This window comes from Micromonospora sicca, from assembly GCF_003172935.1.
In the GTDB taxonomy this organism is placed as follows: Bacteria; Actinomycetota; Actinomycetes; order Mycobacteriales; family Micromonosporaceae; genus Micromonospora; species Micromonospora sicca.
In genome coordinates, this window is record NZ_QGKS01000258.1 from 1 (window position 1) to 11,334 (window position 11,334).

Genomic DNA, 11,334 nt, shown 5'->3' on the forward strand with positions numbered 1-11,334 from the left:
CCTCGTTCGGCGCGGTCCACCACCGGCACGTCCCCCGCCACACCTGCGCCACCCGGCAGCGCTGTGACTGCCGCCCCGCCCCGTGCCGCGCCCGCAGTACCTCCGGTACCTGCCCGCACGGGCAGCCCGCGGTGTGCTTCGCCCGTCACGACGCCGACGATCCGCGGCTCGGGCAGCCGTTGTGCCTTGACTGCTACAACCACGGCCACCAGGTCGTGTGGAACTACTTCTCCGGGGAGCTGTGGCGGCGCACCAAGCAGGCCATCGAACGCCACCTCGCCACCCTCTGCCGCCGACGCGGCATCCCCTTCGTCCGGGTCGTCACCGCCTCCGGCAAGGCCCGCTCGGTGCCGCCGGTACGGGTGTCACACGGCAAGGTCGCCGAGATGCAACGCCGAGCAGCCGTGCACTTCCACGCCCTGCTGCGCCTCGACGGCATCGATCCCGACGACCCGGATGCTCTCGTGCCACCACCGGCCGGCATCACCGTCGACGACCTGGAGGCTGCCATCCACGCCGCCGCCTCCCAGATCACCGTCACGACACCTCCGCACCCCGATCGGCCGCAGGGCTGGATGGTCGCCTGGGGCGAGCAGGTCGACGTCCGGCGCATCAACAGCGCCAACGGCGAGCTGACCGACGACAAGGTCGCCGCCTACCTCGCCAAGTACGCCACCAAGGCGACCGAGGCCACCGGCCACTGCTCCACCCGACTCACCCCCGCCACGGTCGACGACTACGCCAACCCGGAAGGCGACCACCTCGCCCGCCTCATCGACGCCTGCTGGCGACTCGGACGCCCCACCCAGCACGCCACGGCCATGGGCGCCCCAACGGTCGACGACCGTCAAGGCCACCTTGACACCAAACCGAACCCCTACGCCGGGCTGCGGCGCTGGGCGCACATGCTCGGCTTCGGCGGCCACTTCCTCACCAAAGCCCGCCGCTACTCCGTCACCTTCGGCCAGCTCCACGACACCCGCGCCACCTACCGCCGCATCGAGGACGACGAACCCGCCGACACCATCAACGTCGGCACCCTCGCCTACATCGGGGCCGGCTGGCTCACCGAAGGCGACGCACTCCTCGCCAACACCGCCGCCAGACAACGACGCGAGAGCAGACGCGTCGGCCGGGAAGAACTCGCCCACGAAGCTTGGCTCATCGGGGCCGCCGCATGAGCCGACACCTCAACCCTCGCTGGTACTCCCCCGCCGAGGTCGCCGTCCTGCTCGGCTTCGGCATTTCCAAGGTGAAGATGAAGATCGCCACCGGCGAGCTGCGCTCCATCAAGGACGGCAAGTACCGCCGCATCCTCCCCGAATGGGTCGACGACTACATCCGCGAGCAGGTCGAACGCCAGGAGGCCGCCTGATGCCCGCCCGTGCCCGCGCTAACGGCGAAGGCTCCATCTTCCCCTACCGCAACGGCTTCGCCGCCTACGTCTGGGTCACCAAGCCCGATGGCAGGCGCACCCGCAAGTACGTCTACGGCAAGACGCGGGAGGCCGTTCACGACAAGTGGATCAGGCTGCACCAGCAGGCGAAGCAGGGGCCAGTGGCGACCAGCGTCCCGATGGTCGGCAGCTTCCTCACCTACTGGCTGTCGGAAATCATCGAGCCCAACCGGGCACCCCTGACCTACGCCACCTACGAGACGTTCGTCCGCCGTTACATCGCCCCCGGCCTCGGGTCCAAGCGGCTCGACCGGCTCCAGTCGCGCGACGTGCAGAGCTGGATCAACCAGGTGGCCCGCACCTGCCAGTGCTGCGCCCAGGGCAAGGACGCCGCCCGCCGCAAGGACAAGCGCCGCTGCTGCGCCGTCGGCCGCTGCTGCCAGGCCGTCCCGTCGACGCGCACGGTCAGCGACATCCGCGCCGCGCTGCGAGCAGCCCTCACCCACGCCCAAGCCGAAGACCTCATCATCAAGAACCCGGCCGTGGCGGTCACCCTGGCCACCGTCCGCCGCCGACGCGGCAATTCCTGGTCCAGCGACGAGGCCAGCAAGTTCCTGGAGTCCGCCCGCCACGACGAGGACCCGCTCTACGCCGCCTACGCCCTGGTCCTCGTCACCGGCTTGCGCAAGGGCGAGGCGTTAGGGCTCACCGGGGAGGACGTGAACCTCGACGCCGGGGAGTTGACCATCGGCCGCCAACTGCAACGCGTGCGCGGCCAACTCCTCCACCGCGACACGAAGACCCAGGCATCCGACGCCACACTCCCCCTGCCGGGCATCTGCTTAACGGCACTAGCAATCAGAAAGGCACAACGGGACGAGGCACGGATAACCGCCGGCAAGGCATGGCACGAAACCGACCTCCTATTCACCACCCGCTATGGCTCGCCCATCGAGCCACGCAACTTCCAACGCTCCTGGCAGACGAGGTGCGAGAAAGCCGGAGTCAAGCCGATCACTGTCCACGACGCCAGGCGTACCTGCGCCACCCTGCTCGCCGACCTCGACGTCCACCCGAGAGTCGCCATGCAGGTGCTTCGGCACGCCCGGTTCTCCGTGACCATGGAGATCTACACCCAGGTCTCGTCCAAGGCGACCCGGGAAGCACTCAAGCGCCTCGGCGACTCCCTCGGCCGCTGACGCCGCTGCTGTACTTCACTGCTGTACGACAGCAGAAAGGCCACCTCCCAATACCGGGAAGTGGCCTTTGACCTGCGTGGGCGATACTGGGATCGAACCAGTGACCTCTTCGGTGTGAAGCGGGACGCTGCGATGCGTCTGACCTGGGAAGACGCAAAACCGCAGGTCGGGGCCCGTGCTGTTCAGCGCAGTTCAGTGCTGTTCGACGCAGTTGAAGGCCGTTCGGCGCACCCCGCTGCTCCCAATCCGCTCCCCGGTCCCGCCTGCGTTCCGCAGCTTCGCTTCGATATAGTCCGCGAATCTGGGGCTTGAGCTGGGCAAACACGGGTCGGCCCGGTGAAATGGCGTGTCACTAGGCCGGGGTGTTCGTGCTGGTCAGGCGGTTGCGGGTGTCGCGTTGATGACGCGTGGCGGTTCGGTGATCTTCAGCTTGGCGAACAGGGCCTTCTGGGGCTGCGACAGCTCGGTGCGCTGGCAGAAGGTGCCGGCGGCGCCGGTGAACACGCCGACGTGCAGCCGCTCGGCGTCGGCGCGGATTTTGCTCCAGGTGTGGCCGGTGGTGGTCTCGGCGACGCGGATGAGCAGCAGCCCCAGCCAGCACAGCAGGATGTGGGCGCGGATGCGGTCTTCGCGGCGGTGGAACACCGGCCGCAGGTCGAGGGTGGTCTTCATGTCGCGCCAGCCACGTTCGACTTCGAGGAGCTGCTTGTAGCCCAGGGCGATGTCCTCGGCGCTCAGCTTCGGGTCGGAGCAGCGCAGCAGGTACTTACCGTCCAGGCGCGCCTCGGCCTTGACCGCCGCTTGGTCGATGCGCAGCAGGCCGCCCGGTGTGACACGTAGGTAGCGGTGCAGGCCGGGCTTGGTGGAGATCACCCCGCGTAGCTCGGCGCGCTTCGTGGCGCTCAGCTTGTCCGAGCCGTCGATTTTGGCGGTGAGCTGGGCGATCAGCCGCTCGCGGATGGCGGCGTCACGCTCGGCGGCGTCGGGGTTGAAGCAGATCACGAACCGGTCATCGGCGCCGATGTTGACTTCCTTGACCTGCAGGTTGTCGGCGACGGTGGCGTAGTGGTCCTGCCGGGCCAGGGCGGCGTCGGCCTCGGCGGTGCCGGCGCGCAGCTTCTCACCGAGGATGTAGTTGCCGCCGCCCTGCTGCAGGAACCTTCTGTTCTCCGCGGAGGCGAAGCCGCGGTCGGCGACCCACACGACACGGGCGAGGCTCCACTCCCGCATGTCGGTCTTGACCTGGCGGATCAGCGCCGAGTCACCCGTGTTACCCGGCCAGCACCACACCCGCACCGGGATGCCGGTGCGGGTGACAGCCATGCCGACCACGACCTGGGGCAGGTCGTCGCGGTGGTCCTTGCTCTTGCCATGAGTGCGAAATCCGGCCTGCTTGACCGCTGCCGGGTCGTCTTCGGTCACGACCTTGCCCTTGTCGTCGCGCCAGAGCACCTCATCGGTCTCGTCGAGTTCGAAGTAGGTGCTGGTCGTGTCGAAGAACAACAGGTCGACTTCGAGGTTGAGCAGGTCGGCGATGCCGTCGTAGATCGCGCGGGTCAGCGCGGGCTCGACCTCGATCAGGTCGTCCATCGCCCGGTAGCAAGCGTCGTCGGTGACCGACGGCAGGCCGGGCAGGTGCACGTCGTGGCAGACCCACTCGGACGCGGCCAGCTTCGATGACGGCTTGAGTGCCCGGTTCGCGACCAGCGCGAACAGCACCCGTTCCACGTCGACCTCCCGGCGGCCAGCGCCGACCATGCCGCGCATGATCTTGTCGATGCCCAGCTGCCGCCACAGGCCGTCGAGCAGCCACGCCCCGCCCAGCGGCCGGGACTCCACGAACGACAACCCCGCCGGGGCGGCCGCGGCGAGGGCGTCGGCCGGGTCCAGCAGCCGTGACAGGGCCTCGACCAGCCGGCGCACGCCGGCCACATCCAGCTGGTCCTCACGGCCGAAGGAGTACAACACCCGCGTCCTGGACGCCTTCGCCACCGGATCCCACTCGTTGTGGGCCAACTGCAGGTAGCGGATCGCCTGCCCGTCGCGGGTCTTACGCGTCGACGCCTTCACGTACACGCGCCAGACCGTACACCGACTATGACGCCCCCGATAGATCCCCAGCTAGACGAAGTCATCCACGGTCAGGCGTGTCACTAGGGGTTTTCGCCGTTTCCACCAGTCTGCAACGCCCTGACCTGCACCTTCAGGCCCGGGCGCCGACTATATCGACGCGAACCTGCGGAACGCAGGTCCCGGGGCTAGCCGCGACGGCAGATCTGCAGTGGTCTGCCCCGGGCTCTCCAAAATCGCGTTGATGAATTCTGATGTCACCCGCCCGTTAGAGAGCGTGACGTGACGCGGCGTGGCTACTGTATCCACCGGAGCTCCGGCGCAAGATCCTGGATCTGATCGGGGCGGGTCGGCCAGTGACCGATGTCGCGCGTCATTCTGCCACCGGCGCCGGGCTGTGGAGGATCTCAGTCGTTTCGCGGAAAGCCCAGGTTGAGCCCACCGTGGCCCGGGTCGAGCCAGCGCGAGGTGACGACCTTGCCGCGGGTGTAGAAGTGGACGCCATCCATGCCGTGGGCGTGGGTGTCGCCGAAGAGGCTGTCCTTCCACCCACCGAACGAGTAATAGGACACCGGCACCGGGATCGGCACGTTGATGCCGACCATGCCGACCTCCACTTGATTCTGGAAGCGCCGCGCCGCGCCGCCGTCGTTGGTGAAGATGGCGGTGCCGTTGCCGTACGGGTTGGCGTTGATAAGGTTTAGCCCCTCCTCGTAGGACTTCACGCGAACGACGGACAGCACCGGGCCGAAGATCTCGTCGCGGTAGATGGACATCTGCGGGGTGACGTGGTCGAAGAGGGTCGGCCCGAGCCAGAAGCCCTGGTCGCCGCCATCGAACTCGTCCTTGCGCCCGTCGACGACCAGGGTCGCGCCCGCATCGACGCCTGCCTCCACATAGCTGGCCACCTTGTCGCGGTGCGCGCTGGTGACCAGTGGCCCCATGTCGCATCCGCGGGTGCCGTCACCGGTGCGCAGCTTGCGCATCCGGTCCGTAATCTTTTCGATGAGCTCGTCGGCGATGGTGTCGACCGCGACGAGCGCCGAGATCGCCATGCAGCGCTCGCCGGCGGAACCGAAGCCCGCGTTGATCGCGGCGTCCGCGGCCAGGTCGAGGTCCGCGTCGGGCAGGACCAGCATGTGGTTCTTGGCGCCGCCGAGGGCCTGAACCCGCTTGCCGTGCGCCGTCGCGGTCTCGTAGACGTACCGGGCGATCGGGGTGGAGCCGACGAACGAGACGGCCTTGACGTCAGGGTGGGTCAGCAGCGCGTCGACGGCTTCCTTGTCCCCGTGCACCACGTTCATCACGCCGTCGGGAAGACCGGCCTCGCGCCAGAGCCGCGCCATGGCCACGGCCGCCGACGGATCCTTCTCGCTGGGCTTCAGGACCACCGCGTTGCCGCAGGCGATGGCGATGGGGATGAACCACAGCGGGACCATGGCGGGGAAGTTGAACGGGGAGATCACGGCGACGACGCCGAGCGGCTGCCGGAGCGAGTACACGTCCACCTTGGTGGAGGCGTTCTCGGTGAACCCACCCTTCAGCAAATGCGGGATCCCGCAGGCGAACTCGGCGACCTCCAAGCCCCGCGTCACCTCGCCGAGCGCGTCGTCGAGCACCTTGCCGTGCTCGGCGGTGATCAGCGCGGCGATCTCCTGCTTTCGGGCGTTGAGAAGCTCCCGGAAGGCGAAAAGTACCTGCGTTCGCTTGGCCAGCGACGTGTCGGCCCAACCCTCCCACGCGGTCCGGGCCGTGGCCACGACCTCGCCTACGAGGTCCGCGGATGCCAGGTCGACACGGCCGGTCACCTCCCCGGACGCCGGGTTGAAGACTTCGCTGGTCCGTCCGGAGGTGCCATCCCAGCGGCCGCCGATGAGATGTGTGATGCGGGCGGGTTCGGTACCCAGGGTGCTCATGCTGATAGTCCGTCCGCGTACGGGCGGTGTGCCGAGTGGTCGTGGGATTTCGGAGCCGGGTGAGGGCGATTGAGCTAGCGGCTCAAGGGCGCGCAGCGTCCACGACATGATCAGCTCTGAGACGCATTCACAAACTCGAAATTCTTGTTCACCACGTTGGCCAGCGGCGCCAATGACGTAGCTCTGAAGGCTTTGGACGGACATACACTGCGAGCACGCCTTCGCGGTATCCGTACCGCTTTGGGTGCACCACCGACAGGGACGGAGCGACGCGGGAGGCTCCATCCATGCCCTGGTCGAGGTGCGGAGCGGGTGCCGTTGCGGGCCGTCGGCTGTTGTTCGATGCAGTTCGGCGCCGGTCAGTGCACTCCCTGCTCCCAACCCGCTCCCCAACTGTCGTTGGACAAACGTCGGAATCCAGATAGGCGTGGCGATACGATCCGGCCGCCCTTAATGTCCAAAATCTCATGATCTCGTGAATTTAGCGCGGATGGGGCGCTGTCTGTCGAGGGTGTAGGCCGGCGTCGCGAGGACGCCGCCTTGGACGCTGTCCGTGGCCGGCTCCCAGGTCGACCCAGGCGGGTGGCACTCGGCGCTCTCGCTCGGGTGGTAGCCGAGAGCGCGACCGGGCTCATGGTCCCACCATCCCAGTTCGTTTGCGGAGACGGCATAAAAGGTCGTGTATCGGAGATCGGGGGCTGCCATCGCCGCGACGAAGGCGGCCGTTGCGTCTCTGGGGCTGAGCCAGGTATGGCGGTGTCGAGGCTCGGTCGGACGGGGCAGACAACTTCCAATGCGCAGGCAGGCCACCTCAAGGCCAAACTTGTCGGCGTAGAGTCTGGCCACTGCTTCGCCCGCAGCCTTGCTGACGCCATAGAACCCGTCCGGGCGTACCGCCATGTCCGGGCCGACCGGTACGCCCGTCGGGTAGAAGCCGGTGACATGGTTGCTGCTGGCGAAGATGACGCGCCCGACGTTTGCCCGCCGGGCCGCCTCGAACACGTGGTAGGTACCGACGATGTTGACCTCGGTGAGATCCCGGAAGTCGGCCTCGTCGGCTATGCCGGCGAGGTGGATGACGCCCTGGACGCCGGCCATCGCCTCGGTGAGGCCGGTCAGGTCCTGCAGGTCCAGGCGGTAAACGCGCTCGCTGGACGAGTCGGCGGTCAACGGCTTGATGTCAAGTAGCCGCAAACCCTGCACGACGGAGCGTAGTCCGGTACGCAGAATTCCACCGATCTGCCCAGCGGCTCCGGTGAGCAGCCACTCGCCGTCCAGCCTTGTCATCTTGCCTCCCATGGGTGGGGCGTCGCTGGCACGGCGATCGCCCGAGCGGGTCGGCGCGGACACGGCTCGGCCATCGGGGGTCAGTCGACCGGTTGCAGCCAGGTCAGCAGCGCAGGGTCAGCGGCCAGCCTGGCATCGAGCGTCGCGCGTTGCTCGGGTGACAGGGCCGGCAGCGGGGACCGGGGTGCTCCGCCGGGTAGCCCGCGCCGGTCAAGCAGGTGCTTCGCGGACGCGATGTAGGGCAGCCCGGCCGTCGCGGCCTGCAACCGCGCGACGGTGAGCTGCAGGTCCCGGGCTTCGGCGAGGCGTTCCTGGCGGTGCGCGGCAACGATGGCCGCGAACAGTTCGGGAACCACGTTGGCCAATGTGGACACCGCGCCCGCAGCGCCCATCGTCAGGGCTCCCAGCAGCAGAACGTTGTTCCCTGTGTACACGATCGGCGGATCGGGCTGGGACAGGTAGGTGGTGATCCGGGCAAGCGAGTCCCCGGTGTCCTTGAGCCCGCGCAGGTTGGGGATCTCGCGAATCATTTTGATCACGAGATCCGGGCCCAGGGCGTAGCCGGTCCGGTCCGGATTGTCGTACACGTAGTGGGCACAGTCGGGCGCAGCCTCCGCGATGCGGGTGAAGTGCGTCAGCTGGGATTCCGGCGTGTACGGGAAGAACAGTGGTGGTAGCGACGCGAGTGCGGTGGCTCCGCACCCGGCCGCGTGGCGGGCAAGCTCCACCGCCGTTGCGGTGTCCGCGGCGCCGCAGTGCACGACTACGGGCACCCGGGACGAGACGAGTTTGAGCGCCGCCTCGGTGAAGGCCTTGCGCTCATCCGGCGAGAGCAGGAGGCCCTCCCCCGAGGTACCGAGGATGAACAGGCCGTCGACGCCGTGGCTGATCTGGAAGTCGATCAAAGCGGCCAGCGCGGTCTCATCCGGATTTCCGTCGGATTGGTACGGCGTCACGAGGGCGGAGAGAACGCCCTGTGCGTGCGGTGCCTGTGTCGCTGTGGTGCTCATGCCTGCCCCACCTGGCTCTGCTGAAGGGCGCGCATCACGGTGCGGGCCTCGTCGCCCATCCGGGAGAACTGCGAGTCAGGGGTCTCCTCTTGAAGGTTGACGCCCGACCACTGCGTCCGGTCCGCGGCGTCCTTGTCGATGTCCAACCGGATCAGGCACGGTCCGGCGGCGGCTAGAACTGTGTCAAGGTCGGAGGCGAGTGCGGCGGGGTCGGAGAAGCTGTACGTCGCCGCGTAGCCAGCGGCGGTCGCTAGTCCCGTCCAGCTGATCCGGTCCGCAGCGGGTAACGCGAAGTTGGCGCCACCCTCAAACCAGACACCGTTGTCGAAGACGAAGTGGTAGAGGTTCCTCGGCTGGACCCCGGCCACCGTCACCAGCGACCCGAGTTGCATGAGCAGGCTCCCGTCCCCGTCGAGCAGGAGCACGCTTCGGTTTGGTTGCGCAATGGCGATTCCCAGGCCAAGCGCCGACGCACCTCCCATCAGCGGCACGCAACTTAGGTTGAGCGGGCTCGGGGACAGCCGCGGGAACTGCCGCAGCGAAGACATTGTCGAGATGACGACGGCGTCCGGCGGCCGGTGGGCCGCGATCACAGACGCCGCTTGGGCCGTGCTCATTGCCATTGTCCTGACCCCCTGTCAGCGCTTCGCGTCGTGGACTTGTGCCGCGTCGGGCGCACCGCCCGCACCATCGCCATCGCTCGTCGGAACGCCGGGCCAGGCGGTGTACGTGCCGATCAGTGTCGCGCAGGGCCACTGCCGCTCCTGCGACAGTCGATACGCCTTGCTCACGTTGCCGACGTCCTCCGGTCGCTCGCATGCGATGTACGGGATGTCGAGAGCGTCGAGAATGCGCTCGCAATTGCGGACCAGCGGCCGTGTGGACTCCTGCCGCGACCTGCCGAGGTTGGCGTACTCCCGCCCGAACTGCCCGATCATCATGAACAGCGGCAGGCGCGCGTCGATACCCACGGCGCGAACCGCGTTGAGCGAGGCGTAGAGCCCCTGGTTCTGCATCATGACCATCGGACGCGCTCCGCCGATGTGCAGGCCAGCCGCCATGGTCACGGCCTCGTCCTCGGTGCACGTGTAGATCAGCTGCGGGTGCGTTGCCGGCTTCGCCTCCAAGGCGCGGTAGACCGACAGCATGACGTAGTCGGGGACGGTGATCACATGGGTGATGCCGCAGTCGAGGAGTTCGCGCACCACCGCCTCCGGGTCAAGCTGATGCGTTGGCGGACGGGTGTCCTGCTGGTCTGGATTCATCGCACACCTTTCTCAGTGAGCGTGGTTCGGTGTCGGGCGCCGTCGGTCATGCCGCGTGGGTCAGCGTCCGCGTCATGAGCGGGAGGTTCTCGTCACGCGCGTCAGGCGGTCGGTGGCGAAGGCCAGCCCATGCCCGGGTGGCGTCGCGGCGCGCAATCCGTCGCTGGTCAGGGTGACCCCGCTGGGCCGCGACAGCGCGCCGAGCGCGTCAAGTGACGCAGAGTCGATGTCCTCGACCAGCGCCGGCAGGGGCAGGCAGAGCGCGAGCTGTCCCGAGATGTCCGGTAGCAGGTGCGGCATGACGGGGATGTCGAAGGTCCGGGCGAGCCGGGCGATGCGAAGGAACGGGGTGATCCCGCCGACGCGGCAGACGTTGGGTTGGACGAAGTCGCATCCGCCGGCAGCGAGCAGATCCCGGAACTGGCGTTCGGTGTAGAGGCTCTCCCCCGTGGCGATGGGGATGTCGATCGCCTGACGCAGGTGTGCGTACCCCTGGGTGTCATCGGCGGGTAGCGGCTCCTCCAGCCAGTGGATGTCGAAGGCGGACAGGGCCTTCGCCGCGCGGCGGGCGGCGGGGACGTCCCACAGCTGGTTCGCGTCGATCATGAGCACTCGGTCGGGCCCGATGATGCGGCGTACCGCGGCGACCCGTTCGACGTCCTCGTCCAGCTCGGGCCGGCCGACCTTTATCTTGAATCGGGTGTGTCCCGCCGCGACCCAGCGGCGCGCCTGTTCCTCGAGCTCCGCCAGGGACAGGTGCCGGTTGACGCCGCTGGCGTAGACGGGCACCTGGTCGCGTTGCCGTCCGATGAGGTCGACGAGGCTTGACCCCGCCCGCTTCGCCGTCAGGTCCCACAGCGCGGTGTCCACGGCGGCGATCGCCAGGGTGGTGATGCCACCCGCGCCGGCCTCGCGCAGCCGCCACCACAACCGGTCCCACACGGCTTCGGGCGCCACTGGTCCGCCCTCGACGAACGGGCGGCAGTCCTCCTCGATCATCGTCTGGATGGCGAGGGCACCGATCTGGGGGGTCCAGCTGAAGCCCTGCCCGACCAGGCCGTCGCTGCTCTCCAGCTCTGTCACGATCAGGTATTGGCAGGTCACGTCGATGTCCCACGGTTGCGACATTGGCAGCCGGTAGGTGCTGGCGGTCAGGCGGTGCACACGCATGAGGTCGTCCTTCCGCGTCGA

The 11,334-nt window shown here is 68.1% G+C and carries 10 protein-coding genes; 3 read left to right on the top strand and 7 right to left on the bottom strand.

Annotated features, from left to right (window positions below; genetic code table 11):
- The 3 genes from DKT69_RS19845 to DKT69_RS19855 form a co-directional block, all read left to right on the top strand.
- Positions 1-1,181, top strand: a 1,181-nt coding sequence (locus DKT69_RS19845; protein WP_109803023.1) for a replication initiator, incomplete at its 5' end; no start/stop codon positions are given.
- Positions 1,178-1,375: an excisionase family DNA-binding protein gene (locus tag DKT69_RS19850; protein WP_109803024.1), complete on the top strand. Its 198-nt coding sequence runs from the start codon at positions 1,178-1,180 to the stop codon at positions 1,373-1,375. The genes DKT69_RS19845 and DKT69_RS19850, both read left to right, overlap by 4 nt.
- Positions 1,375-2,595 (top strand): tyrosine-type recombinase/integrase, encoded by a 1,221-nt coding sequence (locus tag DKT69_RS19855; protein WP_109803025.1) that lies wholly within the window; start codon positions 1,375-1,377, stop codon positions 2,593-2,595. Before DKT69_RS19850 ends, DKT69_RS19855 begins: the two co-directional genes overlap by 1 nt.
- Before the next feature lie 375 nt (positions 2,596-2,970).
- Here the strand turns inward: DKT69_RS19855 and DKT69_RS19860 are convergent, their stop codons facing one another.
- From DKT69_RS19860 to DKT69_RS19890, 7 genes are all read right to left on the bottom strand, one after another.
- Positions 2,971-4,671: an IS1634 family transposase gene (locus tag DKT69_RS19860; RefSeq protein WP_109803026.1), complete on the bottom strand. Its 1,701-nt coding sequence runs from the start codon at positions 4,669-4,671 to the stop codon at positions 2,971-2,973.
- Between the two features lie 401 nt (positions 4,672-5,072).
- The gene (locus DKT69_RS19865; protein WP_201749755.1) at positions 5,073-6,581 is read right to left on the bottom strand and encodes a CoA-acylating methylmalonate-semialdehyde dehydrogenase; all 1,509 of its coding nucleotides are present in this window, start codon (positions 6,579-6,581) and stop codon (positions 5,073-5,075) included.
- Between the two features lie 465 nt (positions 6,582-7,046).
- Positions 7,047-7,868, bottom strand: coding sequence for an NAD-dependent epimerase/dehydratase family protein (locus DKT69_RS19870; RefSeq protein WP_161557896.1), 822 nt, complete (start codon positions 7,866-7,868; stop codon positions 7,047-7,049).
- An 80-nt stretch (positions 7,869-7,948) separates the two neighbouring features.
- A complete protein-coding gene (locus DKT69_RS19875) occupies positions 7,949-8,878 on the bottom strand; it encodes a dihydrodipicolinate synthase family protein (protein WP_109803028.1) in 930 nt (309 codons plus the stop codon).
- The gene (locus DKT69_RS19880; protein WP_109803029.1) at positions 8,875-9,501 is read right to left on the bottom strand and encodes a thiamine pyrophosphate-dependent enzyme; all 627 of its coding nucleotides are present in this window, start codon (positions 9,499-9,501) and stop codon (positions 8,875-8,877) included. The genes DKT69_RS19875 and DKT69_RS19880 overlap by 4 nt, the downstream gene beginning before the upstream one ends.
- A gap of 15 nt (positions 9,502-9,516) precedes the next feature.
- On the bottom strand, positions 9,517-10,143 hold the full coding sequence (locus DKT69_RS19885) for a thiamine pyrophosphate-binding protein (RefSeq protein WP_109803030.1): 627 nt from the start codon (positions 10,141-10,143) through the stop codon (positions 9,517-9,519).
- Positions 10,144-10,215: 72 nt separating this feature from the next.
- Positions 10,216-11,313: a mandelate racemase/muconate lactonizing enzyme family protein gene (locus DKT69_RS19890; protein WP_109803031.1), complete on the bottom strand. Its 1,098-nt coding sequence runs from the start codon at positions 11,311-11,313 to the stop codon at positions 10,216-10,218.
- Positions 11,314-11,334 lie beyond the last annotated feature (21 nt).

Coding starts and splice junctions, on each gene's coding strand:
- DKT69_RS19850 (WP_109803024.1), top strand. CDS start 1,178: ATGAGCCGACACCTCAACCCTCGCTGGTACTCCCCCGCCGAGGTCGCC.
- DKT69_RS19885 (WP_109803030.1), bottom strand. CDS start 10,143: ATGAATCCAGACCAGCAGGACACCCGTCCGCCAACGCATCAGCTTGAC.
- DKT69_RS19865 (WP_201749755.1), bottom strand. CDS start 6,581: ATGAGCACCCTGGGTACCGAACCCGCCCGCATCACACATCTCATCGGC.
- DKT69_RS19855 (WP_109803025.1), top strand. CDS start 1,375: ATGCCCGCCCGTGCCCGCGCTAACGGCGAAGGCTCCATCTTCCCCTAC.
- DKT69_RS19890 (WP_109803031.1), bottom strand. CDS start 11,313: ATGCGTGTGCACCGCCTGACCGCCAGCACCTACCGGCTGCCAATGTCG.
- DKT69_RS19875 (WP_109803028.1), bottom strand. CDS start 8,878: ATGAGCACCACAGCGACACAGGCACCGCACGCACAGGGCGTTCTCTCC.
- DKT69_RS19870 (WP_161557896.1), bottom strand. CDS start 7,868: ATGACAAGGCTGGACGGCGAGTGGCTGCTCACCGGAGCCGCTGGGCAG.
- DKT69_RS19880 (WP_109803029.1), bottom strand. CDS start 9,501: ATGGCAATGAGCACGGCCCAAGCGGCGTCTGTGATCGCGGCCCACCGG.